This is a genomic window from Pseudarthrobacter sp. GA104 (assembly GCF_009741265.1).
In the GTDB taxonomy this organism is placed as follows: Bacteria; Actinomycetota; Actinomycetes; order Actinomycetales; family Micrococcaceae; genus Arthrobacter.
Window position 1 is genome coordinate 240742 of sequence record NZ_WOWL01000001.1, and the last position, 22263, is coordinate 263004.

The window sequence follows — 22263 nt, forward strand, 5'->3', positions numbered from 1 at the left end:
CATGGGAGCCAAAGATGTCAACCACTACGCCCTTGACTTACTCGACAGAGTGCACAGAGTTACGCACCACCCGCGATGACTGGGACGCAGCAGCTCCCGAGTTGCTCGAATCCATGCTGGTTCAGATGCACACCATCCGCATTTTTGAGGAAGTTGTCCTGCAGCTGGCGGCAGAGGGCTTGGTGCACGGCCCCGCCCACTCCAGCATCGGCCAGGAGGGCGCAGCGGTGGGATCCATTCTGGCGCTGCGGGGAGCCGACGGCGTGAACGGCACCCACCGCGGCCATCACCAGTTCCTGGCAAAGGGTCTTGCCTATCTGTCCCCGAACGGTATGTCGATCATCGACGGGATAAAGAACGACCAGGTCACGGAGTTCATCCGACGGACGATGTCCGAGATTTTGGGTCTCAAGGCTGGCTTCAGCGGTGGGCGGGGCGGGTCGATGCACCTGCAGTGGCTTGAGGCCGGAGCGCTGGGCACCAACGCTATCGTGGGTGGCGGAGTGCCGCTTGCCGCTGGCAATGCTTGGGCACAGCGCCATGACACAGAAATCCAGGACGACGGCGGGCAGGCAGATGGGATGGGGGTCACCGTAACCTATTTCGGTGACGGCGCCTCGAACATCGGGTCAACGCTTGAGACCATGAACCTGGCCGCTGCCTGGCGCCTGCCGCTGTGCTTCTACATCGAAAACAATCTCTACGCTGTCTCGACCCACGTTTCCGACGTAACAGGGGAACCTCGGCTGGCAGCTCGTGGCCCCGGCTTCGGAATCAGGTCCTGGCGCGTAGACGGCATGGATCCCCTCGCGGTCTACCTTGCCCAGAAGGCAGCCGTGGATTACATGCGCGCCGGTAAGGGAGCAACTCTTATAGAGGCGGAAACCTACCGCTATTTCCACCAGAACGGCCCCTTCCCCGGCAGCGCCTTCGGCTACCGGACCAAGGAGGAGGAGAAGCAGTGGCGTGACCGCGACCCCTTGGCCAAACTGGCCGCAGAGATGACCCGTCGCGGACTCCTCACGGACGAACAATTGAGTGACCTCACCTCGCACATCACCGAGCAAATCACCCGGATTGTGGACGACATCACGGAGAAGGACCCGGAAAGCACGAAAGGCGCCCGCCGGATCCGCCCCACTCTTTGGCCGGATCCGGCAGGGGTGGATACCGACATCAGGAGCGATCCGGCCCTGACAACCATCGAAGAGCAGACAGAAGCCGGCACGGTGGAGCGCCGCTTCGTGGACGCCATTGCAGATGTCCTCGGCCGCCGGATGGACGTGGACCCGGGGGTGCTGGTCCTCGGTGAGGACGTGCACCGGCTCAAAGGCGGCACCAACGGGGCTACCCGCGGCCTGAAAGATGCTTATCCCGATCGGGTCCTGGGCACACCAATCAGCGAGAACGCGTTCGCCGGCCTGGCAGGCGGCCTGTCCATGACCGGGCGCTATAAGCCGATCGTGGAGTTCATGTATTCGGACTTCCTATGGGTAGCCGCTGACCAGATTTTCAACCAGATTGGCAAGGCCCGGCACATGTTCGGCGGCCAGTCCTCCATGCCTGTGGTGCTTCGCTCCAAGGTGGCAATGGGAGCCGGCTATGGCTCCCAGCATTCCATGGACCCGGCAGGCATCTTTGCCAACAACCCGGGCTGGCGCATCGTAGCGCCGTCAACACCGCACGACTATATCGGGCTGATGAATACAGCTTTGGAACTCCAGGACCCGGTGCTCGTTCTTGAACACGTCGACCTCTACGGGACCAAGGGAAGCATTCCCGAAGGGAATCTTGATTACGAGTTGCCTGTCGGCAAAGCTGCCATGCGGCGGGCAGGCGAAGGCGTCACCGTACTGAGTTACCTGAACATGGTGGACGTTTCCCTGCAGGCGGCTGAGCAACGCCCGGATCTGGACCCGGAAGTTATCGATCTGCGCTGGCTTGACCGGGCGTCCCTGGACTGGGACACCATCGGCGCCTCAATCCAGAAAACCAACAACGTGCTGATCGTCGAACAGGGTGCCCGCGGCACCTCATATGGCGGCTGGCTCTCGGACGAGATCCAGCGCAGATTCTTCGACTACCTCGACCAGCCCATCCAACGGGTTACGGGGAAGGAAGCCGCGCCGAGCATCTCGAAGGTCCTTGAGGCTGCCGCCAACGCCGATCTCGACGACGTCCTTGCCGGCTTCGACGAAGTAGCCCGCAACCTCGGCCGTTCCTGAACCCGATCCATCGAAGGACATTCATCATGGCAACCATCATCACCATGCCGGCCGTCGTCGCAGACGCCACCGAGGCAGCACTCCAGGACTGGCTCGTGACAATAGGCGATACCATTACCGCCGGACAGCCCATCGCCGAAATTGAGACTGAAAAAGCCACTGTTGAACTACAGGCTGAATTTCCGGGCACCATCGGAAGGCTGTTGATACAGCCGGGAACTTCCGTGGGCGTCGGTGAGCCCATTGCGGTGCTCGTGGAAGCGGGGGAAGACGAAGCGTCCATAGACAAGCAGATCGCCTCGGCCGGCGGCGCCTCACATAGCCTTGCCGAGCATCCCGTGCCCGAGGACACTGAAGCACCAACAACCCGGCGGGATACGCGGCCTGCGGCTCCGGACGCGAGCCAGGAACCGTCCCGCAATGCTCAAGGAGGGGACACGCGCATCTTCGGGTCACCCCTGGCCCGAAAGCGCGCAAAAGAAATGGGCGTCGACCTTTCAGCCTTGGCGGGCTCCGGACCCAACGGCAGGATCCTGCGCGGCGATGTTGAAGCTGCCGGAAGGCAGCAGGCAGCCACCCCCGAGTCAACTCCAAAGCCGGAAGAAACTGTCGTGCTGTCCTCAGCGGAAGCGCAGCAGGCGCCGGGGGTGCAAAACTTCCAGGACGAACCCCTCTCGGGCATGCGCAAAGCCATCGCACGGCGGCTGACCGAGTCGAAGACTACCGTTCCCCATTTCTACGTCTCCATCGACGTCGAAATGGACGCACTCCTGGCTCTACGCAAGCAAATTAACCAGGACACGTCCGCTCAGGGACAGAAAACAACCGTCAACGATCTTGTCCTGAAAGCCCTGGGAGGTGCCCTTGTGGACGTGCCAGCTGCGAACGCGTCATGGCAAGGAGACGCCATCCGTCGCTATTCCACAGTGGATGTCTCCGTAGCCATCGCAACCGCAGACGGACTGCTGACACCGGTGGTCCGCGGCTTGGAAAGCCTTTCCCTCAGCTCTATAGGCAGAACCATGGGCGACTACAAAGAACGCGCGGGCGCCGGCCGGATCCGGCAACAGGAACTCGAGGGCGGATCCTTCAGCCTGACCAACCTGGGGATGTACGGGACGCGGGAGTTCTCCGCAATTCTCAACCCGCCCCAAGCCGGAATCCTGGCCGTGGGGGCGGCCGAGCAACGCCCGGTGGTGCGCGACGGCCAGCTGGCAGTTGCCACAGTTATGAGTTGCACCCTCTCCGCGGACCACCGGGTTATCGACGGTGCGGTGGCAGCCCAATTACTGTCCGCCTTCAAGACGCGCATTGAGAGCCCGCTCAGCATCCTCCTGTAATCGCATCCCCCACTGAATCCTGTTGCGCAAAGACGCGGCATCCAGCGAAAAGGTTTTATCCATGACTCAATTAACTGCCCAGCAAGGCGAGTTGCCAGGGGACCTGCTGCAGGCATCCCGTAAGTCCGCCGGGCACGTTATTGTTGATACGCTCGCCTCCCACGGCATCAAACGGGCCCATGTGGTGCCAGGTGAGAGCTTCCTGGACGTTCTTGACGGACTCCACGACTCGTCCATTGAAACCATCGTGTGCCGTCATGAAGGTGGCGCCACCTACATGGCCGAGGCTGACGGCAAGATGAACCAGCTGCCGGGAATCGCGATGGTTACCCGTGGTCCCGGCGCCGCCAATGCCCATGTTGGCCTGCACACCGCGTGGCAGGACTCCACCCCCATGGTGCTGTTTGTGGGTCTGATCCCCTTCGCCCACCGGGATCGTGAGGCCTTCCAGGAGTTCGACATCAAAGCCTGGTTCGATACCGGCGCCAAGCGCGTGATGGTCCTCGACCATGCCGAACGCGCTTCGGAAATCGTCGCCGAAGCCCTCTTCGCAGCCATAAGCGGACGGCCAGGCCCCGTCGTCGTTGGCCTGCCCGAAGACGTTATCCGCCAGCAGATCCCCGCCGAACTCCATCCACCCATCCCGGTCGCCACCGGTGGAATGACCACTGTGGACGCGGCCGCGCTGGCCGATGCCCTGGCCGCATCGAGCAAGCCATTGTTCGTCACCGGGGGAAATGACTGGACCCAGGAAGGCGCCGACCAGCTCACGCACTGGCTGGAAAGGCACCACATCCCGGCCGCCGCCGAATGGCGCACCGAAGGCACCATCCCCTTTGATTCGCCCTCCTACGTCGGCCCAATCGGCTACGGCCGGCCCCGCCCTACCTATGACCTGTTGGAAGAAACCGACCTGCTGATCTTTGTGGGCACCGTGCCGGGGGATGTTATTACCGACGGATTCCTCTGCCGCCAGGACTGGACCAAAAAGAACTTCCTCGTCACCATCGACCCCTCCCTCCGCGGCCGCTCCGGGCCCGTCTCCTACCAGATCCTGGCCAAACCGGACGTCTTTATCCGCGATTTGGCCAAAATCGAACTTCCAGTCAAAGACGAATGGGTGAACTGGACATCGAAAATGCGCGCCGAACAGGAAGCCTTCGCCGCTCTCCCCCCGGCGACGCCGTCGGCCGGTGCGGCACGGATGGACACCCTGATGGCCAACCTCGTCCCAACCCTCCCGCATGACGCCATGGTCACCCTCGGCGCCGGCGAACACACCAACTGGGCGCACCGCTACTTCCCCACCCAGCGCTACGCTTCCATGATCAGCGCCCGCAACGGGTCCATGGGCTACTCCATACCGTCCGCTATCGCCGCATCACTGGAATACCCCGGCAGGCGCGTAGTGACGATCGCCGGAGACGGCGAATTCCTCATGAATGGGCAGGAGCTGGCCACCGCGGCCCAGTATGGCGCCACTCCTCTGGTCATCGTGATGGACAACCAGGAGTACGGGACCATCCGCACGCATCAAGAGCGGCATTACCCCGAACGTGTTTCGGGCACCCAATTGAAAAACCCGGAGTTCGCGCTCATGGCACAGGCCTTTGGGGGTTTCGGGATCAAGGTGGAACGCGACGCCGATATTCCTGCCGCCATCGCAGCAGCGCTCCACGCGATCGATGAAGACCAAACGTTTGCACTCATCCACCTGGTGGTTGAGCAGAGGGTCAAAGCCTACTAACCCTCCCCACCAGTCTCGGCCCTGTCGAAACCGGCCAACGGCGGTTGAGCCTGCCGAAACCTACAACTGTTAAGGACTTCCCTTTATGACTGTTTCCACAATGTTCCCTGCCATTTCTCCCGAGCGGGAGGCTAGCCTGCTCGCTTCCGTTCCGACCGGCCTGCTGATCAACGGCGAGTGGCGGGACGCGTCCGACGGCGGCACGTTTGACGTGCACGACCCCGCCACCGGTGAGGTACTCGCCATCCTCGCTTCCGCCACAAGCGATGACGCGATTGCAGCGTTGGATGCCGCGGATGCCGTCCAGGCTTCGTGGGCGCGGACCGCACCCCGGGTGCGGTCGGAGATCCTGCGCCGGGCTTTTGACCTGGTTACCGAACGGGCCGAGGACTTTGCCCTGCTGATGACCCTGGAAATGGGCAAGCCCCTGGCCGAAGCCCGCGGCGAAGTCACCTACGGGGCAGAGTTCCTGCGCTGGTTCTCCGAGGAAACCGTCCGCGACTACGGCCGCTACCTCACCACCCCCGAGGGCAAAAACAAGATCCTGGTCCAGCACAAACCGGTGGGTCCATGCCTGCTCATCACCCCCTGGAATTTCCCGCTCGCGATGGCCACCCGCAAAGTCGCTCCCGCCGTCGCGGCGGGCTGCACCATGGTCCTCAAACCCGCCAAACTCACCCCGCTGACGGCGCAGTACTTCGCGCAGACCATGCTCGACGCCGGCCTGCCCGCCGGCGTCCTCAACGTCGTCGCCTCCTCCTCCGCGTCGGGAATTTCCGGGCCGCTGCTGAAGGACTCCCGCCTCCGGAAGGTGAGCTTCACCGGCTCCACCCCGGTCGGCAAGCGGCTGATGGCCGACGCCGCCCAGAACGTGCTCCGCACCTCGATGGAACTCGGCGGGAACGCCCCCTTCATCGTCTTCGAGGACGCGGACCTCGACAAAGCCGTCGAAGGGGCGATGGCGGCGAAGATGCGGAACATGGGTGAAGCCTGCACCGCCGCCAACCGTTTCCTAGTCCACGAATCCGTCGCAACCGAATTCACGGCCAAGTTCGCCGCGGCGATGGGCGCGCTGGCCACCGGCCGCGGCACCGACCCCGCCACCCAGGTGGGCCCGCTGATCGACGCCGGCGCCAGGGACGACGTGCACGCACTGGTGAGTGCCGCCGTCGACGCCGGAGCAACAGCCGTCACCGGCGGCGCACCCGTGGATGGTCCCGGCTACTTCTACCAGCCCACTGTCCTCGGAGGCGTGCCCAACGATGCTGCGATCCTGGGCCAGGAAATCTTCGGACCCGTCGCCCCCGTCACCACCTTCACAACGGAAGAGGACGCCGTCCGGCTGGCCAACGCCAGCGAATACGGCCTCGCCTCCTACCTGTACAGCCGCGACTTCAACCGTCTCCTGCGTGTGGCAGAACAGATTGAATTCGGCATGGTTGGGTTTAACGCCGGCGTCATCTCCAACGCCGCGGCACCCTTCGGCGGCGTCAAGCAATCCGGCCTCGGCCGCGAAGGCGGATCAGAGGGCATCGCCGAATACACCACCACCCAATACATCGGCATCGCCGACCCCTACGCCAACTAAAACCGCAAACGCCAAAGCGCCTGCCGGCCCAGTAGAGGACCGGCAGGCGCTTTTAGGTGGTTCATGGAAAGCCAGCTGAGCAGGTGGGGACTATCTCATTTACGGTGTATCCGGCGGTTTGTTTTAGAAGTTTTCAGCGGCGGGGAATCGGTCGCTGAAAGTGATAGCGAAGGCGTTCAAAGCGGGCTTCCAGCGCATTGTCCATCGGGTCCTGCCGGCACCGGTCGGATCGAGGGATCTGGTGACCAGATACAGGCATTTTAGCGCAGCCTGCTCGGTCGGGAAATGACCGCGGGCCTTGACGGCGCGCCGGTACCTGGCGTTCAGTGATTCGATCGCGTTGGTCGAGCAGATCACGCGCCGGATTTCCACGTCGTAGTCCAGGAATGGGATGAACTCCTCCCAGGCGTTTTCCCACAGGCGCACGATCGCCCCGTATTTCTTGCCCCAGCGCTCCGTGAGTTCCTCGAACGCCGCCCGGGCGGCTGCGGCGTTGACGGCCGTGTAGATCGTCTTCACGTCGCGTTTGAGTGCGTCCCAGTCCTGCCTTGAGGCCAGACGGAAGGTGTTCCGGATCAGGTGGATAATGCACGTCTGCACCGTCGTCAGCGGCCAGACGTTGGTGACGACCTCCGGCAGGCCTTTGAGCCCGTCGCAGACGAGGAAGAAGGTGTCCTTCACACCGCGGTTCTTGATGTCGGTGAGCACGCTCATCCAGAACTTGGCGCCTTCCCCGCCGGTCCCGGCCCAGAGCCCCAGGATGTCCTTCTCACCCGCGAGCGTGACCCCGATGGCTGCGTAGACGGGCCGGTTGGCGACCTGCCCGTCCCTGGCCTTGACGACAATAGCGTCGATGAAGATCGCGGCGTAGACCTCGTCCAGCGGCCGGTTCTGCCACGCTGCCATCTCCTCAAGCACCCGGTCGGTAATCCGCGAGACCGTCTCCTTGGACACCGAAGCGCCGTAGATCTCGGCGAAATGAGCGCTGATCTCCCCGGTCGTCAGGCCCTTGGCATAGAGCGAGAGAACCATCTCATCGACCCCGGACAAACGCCGCTGGCGCTTGGCGACAATCTTCGGTTCGAAAGTCCCGTCCCGGTCCCGCGGAACGTCGATCTGCACCGGGCCTGTCGTCTCCGTCAGCACCGTCTTGGGGCGCGTCCCGTTACGCGAGTTGGCAGTCTCCTTGGCCGCCGTGTCATGCCTTTCATAGCCCAGATGCTCGGTCAGTTCCTCGTCCAGCGCGGTCTCGATGACTGTCTTGGTCAGCTGCTTGAGCAGACCGTCCGGTCCGGTCAGGGACAGGCCCTGTTCCTTGGCCATCCTCACTAACTCGCGTGCGGCCTCAGCCTCGGACTTCTCTGTCAGATTTTCAACGGTTTTCGTACTCGGCACAGCCTCAAGTGTTGCGGCCATATCGGGCTCCTCCCCGCCAGGCTTACCGCCCGGCGTGTCGAGCCAGATACACCGTTATTTCCACAGTCCCAGCAGGTGCAGGGCTACCGCGAGAATTCGGTCGGCGGGCTGTCGACCCAGTCCTTGTAGATCGGGTCCTCGGGATGCCAGGCTCCCCAGTGCGAGACGCGGGGGACGCCCACGATGTCCCAGTCCGAGTTGACGGGCCGGACGTCGATCCAGTCCCAGATGCAGGTGCGGTGAAGGATTTTCCACACGCCGTCGCGCTTTTCGCACAAGTCGCGGTAGCGGCCGGCCTGGAACATTGTCACCTCGGGGTCCTTGAACGGGACCACGCAGATGAACGTGCTTTCGCGCTTGGCCCGGTTGCCGTCGATCTCGGACAGGACGTTGGAGATGTGGTGGCTGCAGCTGTGGATCTTGTCGTGCCAGGTCATGGCTGCATCAGCCCACTCCTGGCCGTTTCCGACATAGCCGCCGTGATTATCGAATGAATCAGGCCAATATGTGGATTTCATCAGCTCGCGGTCGTGCCGGTCGGCGCCCCTCGCATACAACATGAGGTTGTCATGGAGGGCTTGTTTGTCATACAACTCAGTCAGTTGAGCATCTGTGAGGGACATGTATCCAGACTTTCTATTCCAAACGCCAGGCAGCTTCTTTGCGGCCCTCGTGAGAAACTACGCTAAAAGCAGGCGTTGCTGGACGGATAGCATCTTGGGCGCCATGCAGTTGGGAAACTGCGTCAGGCGCGCCCGCTACCGGGACGGCCTCCGTCGGCACCGTGTAAGAACCCGCATGCGCCGCTGACCTTAGTGCCGCCGTCAAAGGCGTGCCACTCAGGCCAGCAGGCGTGGAATGGTTCCTAGAAGGTGCGCGCGGCAACCCGAACCGGTTCGGCGCGCTTCAGTGCGTCACGCAGCCGTTCAGCGGGCACCGGCGCGGCGGGAGCTTCGAGCATGCGGTCGTCCGGGGTTGCGGGGTCCGCCAGGTAAAGCACGGTGTAGGCACGGGCTTCCGGCTCGAAACGCCAGCTCTCAGCCAACGGACCGGCGTCCACTGCATCGAAGCCCAGTTGCTCGATAAGGCTCATGACCTTGGTCTTGGCGGAAGCGTCATCGCCAGCCACGGGCAGGGCGGTACGATCGGGGGCGCCAGAGGGGCGCGCCAGCTGGGGGATGTGGTGCGCGAGGATGTTGTTAAAGGCCTTCGTCAGGCCGGCTCCTTGAAAGTGCCGTAGCACGAGCTCGCTAGTAGTCACCCTTTCCTCGTCGAGCTCTGCAACCCTTCCGTCCCGGAACGGGTAGTAGTTTGTGGTGTCGAGCACCGCCTTGCCTTCAAGCAGGGACGCAGGAATAGCAGTGTGCGCGGTCAGCGGCACGGACAACACAACTATGTCTCCGGCCGCCGCCGACTGCTCGATGGTGCCTGCGGAAGCCAGGGGACCCAACTCTGAGACAAGGCTGGCAAGAGTCTCCGGGCCGCGGGAATTGGACAGCACTACGGGGATGCCGGCACTTACGGCGAGACGAGCGATGGCAGCACCGATGTTCCCGGTGCCAATGATTCCAAGGGTGGGCATTTTTTGTTTCCTCAGTCGAGAGTCGTGGATGGGGCGGGAACCTGAAAGCTACGGCCCGTTGATGGCACGCACTGGTGGGTGGGCCTGGCGTTAAACGTATCCTATGTTCGCGTCAGCGTAAACATAGGCGGTTTTGGCGATAGACTGGGCACATGGCCAGCCGAACTTCCACCCCCCTCACGCACCCTGACGTAAGTGAACTGGACCTGTTCCGCCTGATGGCTGCCGTGACTGACCCGGTGCGGCTGGGGATCGTCATCAAGCTGGCTGGCAGCAACGAGGACATCCCGTGCACCGACTTTGCCCTGCCAGTGACAAAGTCTGCCGGGACCCGCCACTTTCGGGTGTTGCGTGAGGCTGGCGTGATCCATCAGCATGACGTAGGTGTCCGCCGCATGAGCCGGCTGCGCAGCGATGACCTGGAAGTGCGCTTCCCCGGCCTGCTGAAACTGATCCTCCAGGAGGCTGCCCACTTCAACCACGGGGATCGTCAGGCCTCCTGACCTGGAGCGGCACGCAGGATCCATCCCGGGGATGCCCCGGGTTCAGGTGCCGGAACGGTACGCGGGACATGACCGGTCGCATCGAGTACGTTGTCCAGCCAGTCCACGCGGTTAGTGAAACGCTTGGCCTTGTGCGGAGCGGTCCACCGGTAGGCGTCGTTTTCCCAATTGATCTTCAGCCGCCGTCGGGACGTCAAGGCAGTGAAGGTATGGATGAGCCACGGATTGCCCAAGCCGTCAGCCACCACCAAGTCCGGTCCCGGCAGGAGTCCCAGGAGGTCTTTGGTTTGCAGACCGGCTTCTTCAAACAACTCTTCAAGGGTCTGCTGTTCAGGCGTGGCCCCGGCTTCCATAAATCCGGTAATGCAGTGCCAAAGGCCTCTGTCGTGGCCAAGATTTCCGCTTCTTCTGAACAGTGCAATCTTGTCCCGCCACTGGATGACGGCCGCTATCACGGTCCGGTCCGCTGGGATGTCATGCGCAGCGCGCGAGGGAAACCTCCCGCCGGACGCCGCATCAACGACGCTCATATTGTCATTCCAACGCACAGCAACCGCTCTGTCTGCTACACGACGTCGATCGACTGAGCGTTGACGAGCTCGCGGAACTTGGCGCCGTGCCAAATGAGCGGCTCGTTTTCGCCCACTCCGAGCTTCTTCACCTCAAGCAGCGCCATCCAGTGATCGCCGGCCTCTGAAACTTCGTGGACCGAGCACTCGAGCCACAACGCCGCATCTTCTATGAACACTGCCCCGTCCTCACCGACGTCGATAGCCACCTGCTCAAAACGTGCAGCACGGTCCTTGCCTGCGAGCTTGCGGGTCAGATGTCCCTGCCCCTTGCCAAAGATCGAAACCCCAAGTGAAGCCGCATCCTTGATCTGCTCCCATGTCTCCGACGACTTCTGCACAGCTACCGCGACGAGGCACGGTTCGAGCGACACGCCAACCATGAACGATGACGCGACGAGTGCATGCTTCTCGTCGCCGGATTCGACCGCGAGCACCGCCACTCCTGACGGAAACTGTGCGAACGTGCTTCTCACCAGCAAAGGGTCGTTGCCGAATGCGCTGACCTTCGGCCGGGTCATAAATTTTTGGGTCATGGGTTTTCTTCCTCTCGGTGCCCGTGTGGGAACTATCGCTCTTTGACCATTCCCGGGCCGAATACGTCTGGGCAGTTACGCGGCCGTCTGGCCGCCATCGATAGGCAGTGCGACGCCGGTGATGTACGAAGACTGCTCACTGGCGAGGAACAGGACGGCATTGGCTACTTCTTCTGCGGTTCCGACGCGACGTGCCGGAACCATATTGATGAGATAGTCGGCGGCGGCAGGGTTTTCCGCCAGAGCTTCTTCCATCATTGGAGTCCTTATGGGGCCAGGGCAGATGGAGTTTGCGCGGATATTCCGCTCCGCGTATTCGAGGGCGATGGTGCGGGTCAGCCCGAGGAGGCCGGTCTTGGCTGCGCTGTAACCGCCGTAGAGAGGCGTCCCCATCAAGGCTGCAGCCGAGGCCACGTTGACGATCGATCCCCCGCCCTGCTCGAGCATGGCGGGAATTGCATACTTCATTGTGAGGAAAGCGCCCCGGAGATTTACGTTAATCATCTTGTCGAAGTCCGACTCCAGCGCCTCATGGTGCTGCACCATGGGAGCATTTGCCCCTGCAATATTGCAAAGAATGTCGAGGCCACCGAACTCGCTAATTGCCAGATCAACCATTGCTTTCGCGTCTCCAGCTTTTGAAATGTCAGCTTGGATCGGCACCGTTCGGTCTCCGAGCTCCACAGCCGTTTTCTCCTGGGCCCCCGAGAAGTCCGCCAAGACGATGTTTGCGCCCTGCTGATGAAAAAGGCGGGCAGTTGCCAAACCCATGCCTGAGCCGGCACCGGTGATTATTGCGGTCTTGCCTTCGAGTACGTTGCTCATTGCTATTCCTTCACGTCCGGGGAAGCTCACGGGATCTCCTTTGATCTCAGTGCGTAGCCTTCTTGCTGACTTCGCCCACAATCAACGCTAAGTGCGGGTAGGGCTGCACCGGGATGGCCATCGGCGCCAACAAGGAATGAAACCGCGCCAAAAGTGTGTCCTCTCGCGGGGCCGGCAAAAGCCCTTGCGCCGCATGTCGGCAACCAGAGGGCGGGAATAAGAAGGCTCCCCGCAAGCCTGAACTGGATGACCAGTCCGGCTTCCGGGGAGCCCGATGGCTGTCTATCTACTTTGCCGTGAGGACCGCGTCAAGGCTTCGGTTTTCGTTCGTGCTTTGTCCTGAATTACCAGGTGCAAAAGCCTTTGTGAACACAAAGCCGCGGTAGTCGTCGGCGACAACTTCTTGAACCTTTTTGACGTACTTGTCGAAGCCACCCGCATACGGAATGAAATAGCGCGAGCCGTCGTACTTGTTGACATGGACCATGTAGTTGTCCACGGCACGGCGCAAGAGCGGCGCCGCAATCTCATTGCAGTGATCGCCCCACTCCCGCTCTGCCTCAAGGCTGGCCTCGATGCGGACTGCGCCCTTCTTTTCGGCCTGCGCAATGATGTCGGCCACCAAATCAACGTGTTGGTTGTTCCCCACGAAGAAGTTTGCGAGCACACTCGGGCTTTGCGCACCGGTAAGCATAAACAGGTTCGGGAATCCATGCGTCATCACCCCCAGATGGGTCTGCGGCTTATGCTTCCACCGGTCGCTCGGCTGCTGGCCGTGCTCGTTGCGGACGTTGGCCTGGTCGAGGGCGCCCGTAAAGGCCTCGAAGCCGAGGGCAAAGACGATCAGGTCAACCTCGTACTCATTGTTCCGGGTCTTAATCCCCGTCTTGGTGATGCGCTCGATCGGATCACTTCTCAAGTCCACGAGACTGACATTGCTTTGATTGAAGATCGGGTAATACCCGGTATCAATGCAGAGCCGACGGATGCCAATCGGGTAGGAGGTAGGCATGAGCTTCTCGGCGGTCTCGGGATCGTCGATCATGTCGCGGATCTTGCCGCGGACGAACTCTGCGACGACGTTGTTGACATCGATGTTCGTCCCCTGATCGGAGAAAGTTCCGAGCAGGGTCTGGCCCCCGAAGGCCCATCTGGACTCGAGAATCTGCTGCTGCTGTTCTTCCGAGAAGTCGGAAGCCTTGCCCGCAAAGCCCTGCATAACATAACCGACCGGGGAGTTATATGACTCGTCACGCAGTTGCAGAACCTTCTTGTTGAGGCGGGCCTTCTTCCTCCTGTCCGCCGGTCCATTGTGTGCGGGGATCGAGTAGTTCGGGGTCCGCTGCAGGACGTAGAGTTGCGCGGCTGTTTTGGCCATTTCCGTAGCAGCCTGCACACCCGAAGACCCCGTTCCAATGAGGGCCACGCGCTTGCCGGCAATCTCAACGGGGGTTTGAGGCCAATGTGCGGTTTGATACCACTCCCCCTCGAAATCGTCGAGTCCCGGGAAGTCCGGCTTCCGCGGCTTGGAGAGCTGTCCTGTCGCCATCACCAGATAGCGAGCCCAAACCGTTCGGCCGGTATTGGTCTTGATGAGGTACTTGTTCTCCTGGGGCTGCCAATCGGCGGACGTCACCCAGGTGCTTAGTGAGAGGTTGCGGCGCACATCGAGGCGGTCCGCCACGTAGTTCAAGTACCGCAGGATTTCGGGTTGTGCGGCATATCGCTCGCTCCAGTCCCATCCCGCGTACAACTCGGGATCAAACATGAAGGCGTAGCTGTGGCTCTCCAAGTCCACGCGGGCGCCCGGGTAGGCGTTGTGATACCAGACGCCCCCGACGCCGTCTGCTCCTTCGAAGCCGTGAACGTCGTGTCCCAGGTCGGCGAACCGGTGGAGGGCGTAGATGCCCCCCATGCCCGCGCCGATGACGACGACGGAATATTCCTCAGTCTCACCCGCGGGGTTCTGGAGGTGGTTGTTTGACATGGCTTCGCTCCCTGGACGCGCGTCTTCACTGGTCACTGGGCGTCACCACTCGTTGGATGGAACAACCCATCCTGGTTCTGTACTTTTGAAAAGCCCACCGGATCTCCTTTGATGTCAGTGCGTCGGCTACTTCGCCGATCTTTGTTCACAAATAACGCTAAGAGCCGCCGGGTCCTGACCGGCATGGCAATGGACGCCAATAAGGCGGGAAAATGCGTCAGCTATTCACGCTTCGACCGGACGTGGGTCAACTGCTCCGGGTCTCGGCCAGCGAGACGACCGCCACGGCACTCGTGGTCTCCACACCCAGTTGATTGATGGCCTTCATCGTGACCTCAGCGCACGCTCCGTGGGCCTCGTCCCGGAACACGCGGGTGACCTCGCCTCCGATCCACTGGGTGTCACCGAAGACACCGGGCTGTTTGATGCGCACCGAAAGCGATACGAGATCCGCGTCGTCCCCCATCCAGTTGGTCACGCAGTGTGCCATCCACGAGACGCGCTGATTGCCGTTGTCGTACGCTCCCGGCATGCCGATGGCGTGCGCCATGGCGGCGTCCTGGTGCCCCAGGCTTGGGAAGGGCTCGGAGAGGAAGTGCTCGGGACCGAGGTTCGTCGGCGCGCTTGGGTCCCCGTTCCTCACCCGCTCCTGTTGGCGCACGCGGGTCTCGACCCCGCGGTAGCCGGCGGTACCGATCGCTCCGGCATAGTACGCGGTCATGGTGATGAGGTCGAGTGGACCCTTGACGACCTGCGGTACAACATCGCCGACGGACACCGTCTCCGCGAAGCGCGTGCGCTGGCCGCGGATCTCCTCAGCCAGGATCGCGGCCCGGATCTGTTCCTTTTCCTCGTCCGTGTAGACATGGGGGTCGCGCGGTTCGTGCATGCGCTGGCCCTCGGAACTTCGAGCCACGCATACGATCGTATTGCGGACGATCCCGACAAGTTCCTCACCGACGAAGTAATCGGTGCGCCCCACCTGCTCCACCAGGCGACCGGAGCGGCGGCCCACGCGTTCACGGACGTTTTCGACGAAGGCGCGGGCGCGGACCCGCTCGCCCAGGCGTATCGGCCGGCGGAAGTCGAGGTCGGCATCAAGGTGGATAGCCTGGATGCCCTCCGACATCCCCATCGCGACTTCGGCGTCACACACGGAGTAGAGGAATGTGGGGGGTGCGATCCGGGTGCCGTGACGCGTTGTCTGCGCGTACGAATCCGACAGCCACAGCGGGTTCTCGTCACCGATCCCCCATGCGTAGTGGCGGATTGAGTCGGTGCTGGCCTCCTCGTTCCATTGCACAACGACGGCTGACTCACCGATGAAGCTCTTCATGTAGGCCACGTCTTCATCGGTGATCTGCTTTGCCGGCACGCCGGTAGTGGCGCTGGTCATGGTGTTGGTCCTGCCGAGGTGGTGTGGACCGACACAACGGCGTCGACGACAGTGACGGTTGCTGTTGCCGGGTCCGCGAGGATCGGATTGAACTCAAATTCGTGGATGTTCCCCTGCTGTTCCGCCCAGGCAAGAATGTCCATCACAGTAGTAGTGAGCGCGTCAAGGGTCTTCCCGCCGGCCTCCCCGCGCAGGCTGGTGGCCACCACTCGCGCGTCAGAGATGGCTTGGCGGACCTCGGGCCGGGACACCGGCAGCGGAAGGATACTGATATCGTCAATCGCCTCAGTCATACCGCCTCCCGCGCCGATGACGAGGACTGGACCGAACTCGGGATCGCGCCGGAGCCCTACGAGGACTTCGGTCTTCCCTGGCGCCATTGCCTGGACGGAGATCGTCGCGGCCTCCCCCTGGATGGATGTGAGATGGGAGGCTGCCGCGCGGGCGCTGTCGGAGTCATTGACGCCGATGAAGACGCCTCCGGCGTCGGCCTTGTGAAGGATCTCTGCATCATCGATTTTGATCGCTACAGGGAAGCCGATTTCCTCGGCAGCCCGGACGACGCCGTCGACATCACGGACGGCGCGGCTTGCCGGTACAGGAACACCGGACTTAGCCAGGGATCCGGCCACTTCGTGCCAGGTCAGGTTGCACATCCCGCCCGTTGTCACCGCCTTCAGTGCCGCCCCCACTAGTTCGCCGCGGTTGGCACGGGTGCTTTGGACCTGCGACCAGGAGGATGCGGCCGCGATGGCATCCAGTGCCCGTCCGGCTGTGGGTAGGGACAGGACTCCTGCATTGCGCAGGATGCCGGCCTGGGCCGCGGTGACCCGGTCGTCCTCGGACAGCGGGACTACCATGACACGAACTTCCGCCGGGATGGTCATCGCGGCGATGCCGGCCGCCAGCTCATCGAAGTCGTGCGCGAGCCGGGTCGCCGTCACAATAACCCATCCGCCCGACGTCGTGGTGAGAACCCGCTCAACGATGCGCAGGTAGTCGGCGGTTGTTGACTGGACTCCAACGTCGATGGGATTGCCGAGGTGATTGCTGCCCACCGCGTCACCGATCGAGCGTAGCGCTTCCGGTTCAAGATCACGGAACGTCAGGTTGCGGTCATCGGCCAGATCGTTCCACAGTCCCACCTGGGCGCCGGAGGTGGTGACGACGGTCAGCTCCTGGTCGCGGCCGGAGAGACGCCCGTGGAAAACATCGAAGGTCTCGGTCAGATCGAGGAGTTGTTCAGGTGATGTGCACACCATTCCGAAACGGTGGCGGAGGACGCTCAAAGCAACGCGGCCGCTGCCAGCAAGTTTGCCAGTATGCGACTGGGCGCTCATCGCGCCGCGGGTGGACCGCCCCAGCTTCAGGACGATCACAGGGATGCCGCGGTCCCCCGCGGCGGTTGCAGCGGCCTCGAGGTCATCATTTGCGCTGAAGCTCTCGACGATGCAAGTGAGCACATGCGTGTCCGGATCAGCGCCCAGCCACTGCGCCCAGTCGGTAAAGCCCGTCGAAATCTCGTTTCCGGAGCTGGCCCAGGCGCTCAACCCGCTGGCACCGCGTGCGGCGAGGGACTGCATGAGCGCGTTCCCCAGTCCGCCGCTCTGGCTGAACAGCGCCACGTGACCGGCCGGAATTGCGCCACGTTGCAGGACGGATGAGAAGGTTGCGGTCAGCGACCTGCCGACGTGCATGAAGCCAATGCAGTTAGGGCCGATAAGGCGGGTGGTGCCCTTGGCCAATTCCGTACGCAGCTGCTCATCGCGGTCCTGCCGACCGGTTTCACCGAAGCCCGCGGCGAAGGCGACCGCGAAGGGTACGCCGAGCGCGACGCACTCGCGCAGATCCTCGATAACCCTGTCCGCGGGTCCCACGAGGACGGCGACGTCGGGCACCTCGGGGAGGTCAGAGAGCGTCTCCACCGTGGGCACACCGAGCACTTCCTCATGCACACTGCTGACCGCGTAGTACCGCCCCTCGAATCCGAGGCGGGCGAGGTAATCGAGTGTCCGCCCCGAGGTTTTCCACGGGTCCCGGGAGGGACCAACCACAGCCACACTCTCTGCCTTCAACGGGTTATCGATTCGCACGGGGCTCAAAACAGCTTTGCTTTCCAACATTTACATTCCTCCTGTACGTCGCACGGTCCCGGGCCTGCGGGTGGCCGGGATCTCTATTGCCTCGACCACCACACCGAGATCACGGTCAGTGTCAAAGTAGGCGAATCCGCCGTCGCCGCCCTGCCCATAACCGCGCGCAGTTTGCGTAACGCGGTATCCGGACCCTTCCATCAGCGTGATCGCCGCGTCCAGGTTGTCCACGAATACGCCGAGGTGATGGAGGCCGGTGCGGCCCTGCTCGGTGAACTCGTGGTAAATGCTCGGGCCGGCCAATGGTTGGATGAGTTCGATCTGGGGATTGGAACCGCCCATGGCAAGGCGCATCGCGAAAGCGCCTTCCTCGGCGCCAAAGCGCGACCAGGGCATGAACTCCTGATCGTAGTGGTAACAATTCCACTCTTCGATGCCGAAGGCGCGTCCGTACAGGTCGATGGCCTCGTCGAGGTCCTGCACGAGGATCCCCACCTGCCCGATGCTGCCGATCGGGACAGGACCTGCGGACTGAACCTCCGGCACGCCTCCAAGGTCCTTGCCCCTACTGAGCGTGGCACCATTGCCATCCCCACTAAACTCTCTTGATGTGATAGTTGTATTCATAATGCAATAACTACGCTACCCTTCTGCTTGCTGTCAACGGATAAAATGCTGCCCCTGCATCCAGAGGCCCTTCTCGTGGCGCTGTAGCCCTTCTTTCGCCATGTGCGTATGATTTCCGCATGGCAAGTACAACTAAGACAGCCGACAAACAGGCCACTGAAGCCGAAGCTCCGAAGGATTTGGTCCAGTCCGTTGCCCGTGCGCTCAACATCGTTGATGTCGTCGCGGCGTCGAAGGAGCCGATGCGGGCTCAATCCATCGCGAGCGCGGTAAACCTGCACATTGCAACGACGTCGCATTTGCTGGCGACGCTTGTCCATGCCGGCTACTTGGAACGCAACGAGCGCACCTACAAACTCGCTGCCGGGAAGATCCTGGATCTGAGTTCGCGCGTGGAAGAAGACTGGCGTCCCTCGCCCCTGGCACTGAGTCTGTTGAAAATGGTGGTTGAGGCTACCGGCGAAAGCGCCTACTTGTCCGCCTGGCAAGGTGGCACTGTCACTGTGGTCGCCGTAGAGGAAGGCAGCCACGCTGTCAGAGTGGCAGACCTCCGGGTCGGTGTTTCCGGCGACATTCATGCACGCGCCTCCGGAAAGGCGCTCCTCGCCTACGGTCCGGAATCACAACTGGAACGGGTCCGGTCCGCAGACGGTGAACTCAAACGGCGAACCGAGCACACGATCACCACCCTTCCTGAATTCCTGGCCGATCTCGAGTTGACGCGATCACGTGGTTACGCACTGGACCACCAGGAATACGTCCTGGGTGTCTGCGGCATGGCGGTTCCAATCTTCGAAGGATCGCAGCGCCCCCGCACCGCCTTGTCCATAACGGTCCCGCTTCATCGCTTTACCAACGAGGAGCACTTCCAGCGCTGCCTCGATGCCCTGATGGAAGCCCGCCGCCTGGACGATGAAGAAGGCGACTCAACCCAGCCGTAGTACGTCAAGTTCCAGTACCGGCCCCTCTCCACTAACGTTCAAGGATGTCCTGGGTCCGTCCTCCAACCGGGGGAAATCTGACGTGGCGACGTAGGCGCACAAGCGCATGCCTTTCGCCACCCGGACCGCAGTGTGACCGAGATCCACGGTGATTGGCTCTGGGTTTCCAGCGTCCGGGGTGCTGTACGACGACCCCTCGCAGAGGAGTTCAGAGGCTCCAGTACCGTCAAGCGTTGCCAGCTTGACGACGACCGGCGCGGGGTCAGCAGTGTTCACCTCGAGTCGGCATGCGACACTGCCCAGGATTTCGATGTCGTCAGCCACGGGGTCCGAGACGAAGGCATGCACGTCATTGCGCGCATGCAATGCCTCCACCGGCCGCGGACCTGAGTTCGCACCCACTTTGTAGCCGGGGAAAAATGTCCGCCCGCCGATCGTCGGGACGGGGGAATCCAATAACGACGCCGTCCGAGCCTCCATACTGGCCGTGGGATGGTCTATGTTGCTAGGGCGCAGTCGAAGATGCACCCGATCGGCGCCCTCGGGCGGCCAGCTTGAGAAGCATCGCCATTCATCAGCTCCCATGGCGAAAACGGTCACAGGATGGTTGGAGCGGTTGCGGCCATCACGCACTTCCTCCAGCCAATCGAGTTGGAGCGACGTCGGGTCGAGGCTATCGAACGAGGATGCCGGACCGAACGAGCGGGCCGGAAACCATCCGCCCATGAGCCCATGCGCCCACGGCCCAACCAACAGGCGGTCGTGGGGATTTTGCGTGCCGGCGGTCTCCCGGCGGACAAAACTGGCAACCGTTCCCCGAAGAAAGATGTCGAACCAGCCTCCGATGACGAAAGCCGGCACTTCAACGCGCCCAGCCAGCTCTGGATCCACCAGAGAACGGCTTCGATCCCGCCAGTCCTGCAGATAGGGCGCGAATTCCCCAGCTTCCTCTATCAGCTGGCGGAAGGTGCGGATGCGCCCTTCTGCGACGTTCCGCTCCAGTGCTGCGATCCGCGGTCGGCTTTTCTCATCCAATCCGCTGCTTGCGAGGAGAATTGATACCCAGTGTGCAAGAAATCCCAACACGACGTTGTTGTCCTCGTAAAGCCAGCCGGAATGGACGTCGTCGGCGGTAACAGCGGGAATGATGCCGATGAGGCCTTCCGGGCTCCTGGCTGCCACCAACCATTGGCTGAGGCCAACGTATGAGCCGCCCACCATGCCCACATTGCCGTCCGACCACGGCTGTTCGCGTACCCATCGGATAGTGTCCACGCCATCATCGGCTTCATTCACAAAGGGCACGAACTGGCCTTCGCTTCGGAACCGGCCCCGTACGTCCTGAACCACCACCACCCATCCGCATTCGACCGCGCGCAGGACGTTAATCCACGTGTTGGCGTGCGCAGGGTCATCCTTGCAGTAGGGCGTCCTTATCAGCACTGTGGAGCGGGGATCGCCGTCACTTGGCCGATACACATCTCCTGAGAGGGTAACGCCGTCGCGCATTGCGATAGGGACGTGCTTTTCAACTATCAGGTTCATGGCAACCTTTGCTGTGTCGCTTTCGCAGTCAGTTGGGATGGTCACCCGGCGGTTTGGACCATATCGAGGCGCGGGTAGTGGTCAAGCAGTTCCGCACCACTGGCCGTGACCACAACGAGGTTCTCAAGACGTACACCTCCGACCCGGTGCTCCCCTTCGATACCTTCAATGGCAATGACCATGCCCTCCTTGATCTCCTCAGGATGGGCAAGGGACCACGAGCGGGTAATAGTCGGCGGGTTGTAGTGGATTGCCCGCGACCCTGCGTTAACCAGACCGATCCCATGCCCGAGTTCGATGCTGAAGCATTCCGCCTCGGACGGAAAGCCCAAATCTTCCGCGGGTGCAAGTACGGCCGCCACGTCAGCTGTGCTGGCGCCTGGTTTCATGAGCGACATCGCCAGATCCAGACGGTCCGTCAGCTTTGTGTAGGATGAGCGTTCAGCTGAGGTTGGAGCGCGGCCGACGACGTACTGGCGGTAGAGACACGCCGTGTACCCCATGTAGGAAGTTCCGCAGGTGAGCAGGTAGGCGAGATCGCCATGCTCAACGATGCGGTCTCCGCCGCTGATCCCCCGGGGGAATGACAGTGGTCCGGAGAGCAGACGGGCAGCTCCCACTTCCGCGCCGGCATCTTCGATGGCGCGACGGGCCATCAAAGCAATCTGGGCCTGCTTGGTTCCGGGCCGCAGTGCGGCCCGCGTCGCCTCGAACCCTGCAGTGCTCAAGCTCGCGGCCATCGAGATACAGGAGATTTCATCAGCGGTCTTGATCGTTGAGCATTCGAGCAGCAGCGGGAGCCCCGGGATCGTCTCGATTCCCACATCGGCCAGAGCATTCATGCCCGGCTCATCGATCTCACTGACGGCCAGCCGCTCACCCGTGAGAGAACGTGCCGCGAGTTCATCGCGAATCTGGGCCGCGAAAACAGCCGACAGTTCGGCGATGGCAGAACTGGGGGCCACACCGCCAAGCCAGGAGATGGCCGGCCGCCAGTGCTTGATCCAGGGCGCCTGGTCGGGCATTTGCTGGAGGGATCCCGCCGGCGCGAACACGATTGGTTCGTCATCTGCGAAGAACAGTGCGTAGCCAACCTGCAGCGAGAATTCTCCCCACCAAAAACCCGTCAGGTAACGCACATTGTCCGCGCCCGTGAGCAACAGCGCCGGTATACCCTTCGAACGCATCAGTGCCCGCATACGGTCAGCGCGCTCACGGCGCATCCGCTCGAGATCAACACCTACGTGCAGTTCTGTACGTGCCGGTCCGAAGTGCAATTTCTGGTGGTTTTCGGGCATCGTTGCCTTGGCCTTTCAAGTTTGTACTGATCGGTGGTCCGCGGC

Annotated in this window: 18 protein-coding genes; 6 read left to right on the plus strand and 12 right to left on the minus strand. The window is 62.2% G+C overall.

Features of this window, described 5'->3' with window-relative positions; translation table 11 throughout:
• The first annotated feature begins 14 nt into the window (after positions 1-14).
• From GK109_RS01060 to GK109_RS01075, 4 genes are all read left to right on the plus strand, one after another.
• Positions 15-2225, plus strand: a complete 2211-nt coding sequence (locus GK109_RS01060) for a thiamine pyrophosphate-dependent enzyme (protein ID WP_157238370.1) — start codon at positions 15-17, stop codon at positions 2223-2225.
• A gap of 26 nt (positions 2226-2251) precedes the next feature.
• On the plus strand, positions 2252-3565 hold the full coding sequence (locus GK109_RS01065) for a dihydrolipoamide acetyltransferase family protein (protein ID WP_157238371.1): 1314 nt from the start codon (positions 2252-2254) through the stop codon (positions 3563-3565).
• 61 nt (positions 3566-3626) lie between these two features.
• Entirely contained in the window at positions 3627-5312 is a 1686-nt protein-coding gene (locus GK109_RS01070; protein ID WP_157238372.1) for a thiamine pyrophosphate-dependent enzyme, read from the plus strand.
• An 85-nt stretch (positions 5313-5397) separates the two neighbouring features.
• Complete coding sequence (locus GK109_RS01075) at positions 5398-6900, plus strand: NAD-dependent succinate-semialdehyde dehydrogenase (RefSeq protein ID WP_157238373.1); 1503 nt, start codon at positions 5398-5400, stop codon at positions 6898-6900.
• A gap of 123 nt (positions 6901-7023) precedes the next feature.
• Here GK109_RS01075 and GK109_RS01080 read toward each other — a convergent pair whose 3' ends face one another.
• From GK109_RS01080 to GK109_RS01090, 3 genes are all read right to left on the minus strand, one after another.
• Positions 7024-8316: an IS256 family transposase gene (locus GK109_RS01080; protein WP_157238374.1), complete on the minus strand. Its 1293-nt coding sequence runs from the start codon at positions 8314-8316 to the stop codon at positions 7024-7026.
• A gap of 83 nt (positions 8317-8399) precedes the next feature.
• Positions 8400-8939: a nuclear transport factor 2 family protein gene (locus GK109_RS01085; RefSeq protein WP_104997708.1), complete on the minus strand. Its 540-nt coding sequence runs from the start codon at positions 8937-8939 to the stop codon at positions 8400-8402.
• A gap of 242 nt (positions 8940-9181) precedes the next feature.
• Entirely contained in the window at positions 9182-9898 is a 717-nt protein-coding gene (locus tag GK109_RS01090) for an NADPH-dependent F420 reductase (protein WP_157238375.1), read from the minus strand.
• Positions 9899-10050: 152 nt separating this feature from the next.
• Between GK109_RS01090 and GK109_RS01095 the strand changes: the two genes are divergently transcribed.
• Positions 10051-10401: a helix-turn-helix transcriptional regulator gene (locus GK109_RS01095; RefSeq protein ID WP_104997706.1), complete on the plus strand. Its 351-nt coding sequence runs from the start codon at positions 10051-10053 to the stop codon at positions 10399-10401.
• On the opposite strand, the gene GK109_RS01100 is transcribed toward GK109_RS01095, so the two are convergent.
• The 7 genes from GK109_RS01100 to GK109_RS01130 all read right to left on the minus strand — a co-directional run bounded on the left by GK109_RS01100 (position 10389) and on the right by GK109_RS01130 (position 18353).
• Entirely contained in the window at positions 10389-10856 is a 468-nt protein-coding gene (locus tag GK109_RS01100) for an NUDIX domain-containing protein (RefSeq protein ID WP_158677221.1), read from the minus strand. The two genes, GK109_RS01095 and GK109_RS01100, sit on opposite strands and share 13 nt — an antisense overlap.
• Positions 10857-10966: 110 nt before the next feature.
• Complete coding sequence (locus tag GK109_RS01105) at positions 10967-11506, minus strand: flavin reductase family protein (protein WP_104997704.1); 540 nt, start codon at positions 11504-11506, stop codon at positions 10967-10969.
• A gap of 75 nt (positions 11507-11581) precedes the next feature.
• Positions 11582-12331: an SDR family NAD(P)-dependent oxidoreductase gene (locus GK109_RS01110; RefSeq protein WP_104997703.1), complete on the minus strand. Its 750-nt coding sequence runs from the start codon at positions 12329-12331 to the stop codon at positions 11582-11584.
• 286 nt (positions 12332-12617) lie between these two features.
• The gene (locus tag GK109_RS01115) at positions 12618-14318 is read right to left on the minus strand and encodes an NAD(P)/FAD-dependent oxidoreductase (protein WP_157238376.1); all 1701 of its coding nucleotides are present in this window, start codon (positions 14316-14318) and stop codon (positions 12618-12620) included.
• A gap of 247 nt (positions 14319-14565) precedes the next feature.
• Entirely contained in the window at positions 14566-15714 is a 1149-nt protein-coding gene (locus GK109_RS01120; RefSeq protein ID WP_104997701.1) for a MaoC family dehydratase N-terminal domain-containing protein, read from the minus strand.
• Entirely contained in the window at positions 15711-17837 is a 2127-nt protein-coding gene (locus GK109_RS01125) for an acetate--CoA ligase family protein (protein ID WP_157238377.1), read from the minus strand. Before GK109_RS01125 ends, GK109_RS01120 begins: the two co-directional genes overlap by 4 nt.
• Complete coding sequence (locus GK109_RS01130) at positions 17838-18353, minus strand: VOC family protein (RefSeq protein WP_197432378.1); 516 nt, start codon at positions 18351-18353, stop codon at positions 17838-17840.
• A 200-nt stretch (positions 18354-18553) separates the two neighbouring features.
• Here GK109_RS01130 and GK109_RS01135 point away from each other — a divergent pair, with 200 nt between their 5' ends.
• Entirely contained in the window at positions 18554-19375 is an 822-nt protein-coding gene (locus GK109_RS01135) for an IclR family transcriptional regulator (protein WP_157238379.1), read from the plus strand.
• On the opposite strand, the gene GK109_RS01140 is transcribed toward GK109_RS01135, so the two are convergent.
• Positions 19361-20965, minus strand: coding sequence for a CocE/NonD family hydrolase (locus GK109_RS01140; protein ID WP_157238380.1), 1605 nt, complete (start codon positions 20963-20965; stop codon positions 19361-19363). The two genes, GK109_RS01135 and GK109_RS01140, sit on opposite strands and share 15 nt — an antisense overlap.
• On the minus strand, positions 20962-22218 hold the full coding sequence (locus GK109_RS01145; RefSeq protein ID WP_157238381.1) for a Xaa-Pro peptidase family protein: 1257 nt from the start codon (positions 22216-22218) through the stop codon (positions 20962-20964). Before GK109_RS01145 ends, GK109_RS01140 begins: the two co-directional genes overlap by 4 nt.
• Positions 22219-22263 lie beyond the last annotated feature (45 nt).

Excerpts from the sequence above, each read along its gene's own strand:
- GK109_RS01105 (WP_104997704.1), bottom strand. The coding sequence starts at position 11,506 with ATGACCCAAAAATTTATGACCCGGCCGAAGGTCAGCGCATTCGGCAAC.
- GK109_RS01075 (WP_157238373.1), top strand. The coding sequence starts at position 5,398 with ATGACTGTTTCCACAATGTTCCCTGCCATTTCTCCCGAGCGGGAGGCT.
- GK109_RS01080 (WP_157238374.1), bottom strand. The coding sequence starts at position 8,316 with ATGGCCGCAACACTTGAGGCTGTGCCGAGTACGAAAACCGTTGAAAAT.
- GK109_RS01065 (WP_157238371.1), top strand. The coding sequence starts at position 2,252 with ATGGCAACCATCATCACCATGCCGGCCGTCGTCGCAGACGCCACCGAG.
- GK109_RS01085 (WP_104997708.1), bottom strand. The coding sequence starts at position 8,939 with ATGTCCCTCACAGATGCTCAACTGACTGAGTTGTATGACAAACAAGCC.
- GK109_RS01090 (WP_157238375.1), bottom strand. The coding sequence starts at position 9,898 with ATGCCCACCCTTGGAATCATTGGCACCGGGAACATCGGTGCTGCCATC.
- GK109_RS01115 (WP_157238376.1), bottom strand. The coding sequence starts at position 14,318 with ATGTCAAACAACCACCTCCAGAACCCCGCGGGTGAGACTGAGGAATAT.
- GK109_RS01070 (WP_157238372.1), top strand. The coding sequence starts at position 3,627 with ATGACTCAATTAACTGCCCAGCAAGGCGAGTTGCCAGGGGACCTGCTG.
- GK109_RS01120 (WP_104997701.1), bottom strand. The coding sequence starts at position 15,714 with ATGACCAGCGCCACTACCGGCGTGCCGGCAAAGCAGATCACCGATGAA.
- GK109_RS01135 (WP_157238379.1), top strand. The coding sequence starts at position 18,554 with ATGGCAAGTACAACTAAGACAGCCGACAAACAGGCCACTGAAGCCGAA.
- GK109_RS01125 (WP_157238377.1), bottom strand. The coding sequence starts at position 17,837 with ATGTTGGAAAGCAAAGCTGTTTTGAGCCCCGTGCGAATCGATAACCCG.
- GK109_RS01060 (WP_157238370.1), top strand. The coding sequence starts at position 15 with ATGTCAACCACTACGCCCTTGACTTACTCGACAGAGTGCACAGAGTTA.
- GK109_RS01095 (WP_104997706.1), top strand. The coding sequence starts at position 10,051 with ATGGCCAGCCGAACTTCCACCCCCCTCACGCACCCTGACGTAAGTGAA.
- GK109_RS01145 (WP_157238381.1), bottom strand. The coding sequence starts at position 22,218 with ATGCCCGAAAACCACCAGAAATTGCACTTCGGACCGGCACGTACAGAA.
- GK109_RS01110 (WP_104997703.1), bottom strand. The coding sequence starts at position 12,331 with ATGAGCAACGTACTCGAAGGCAAGACCGCAATAATCACCGGTGCCGGC.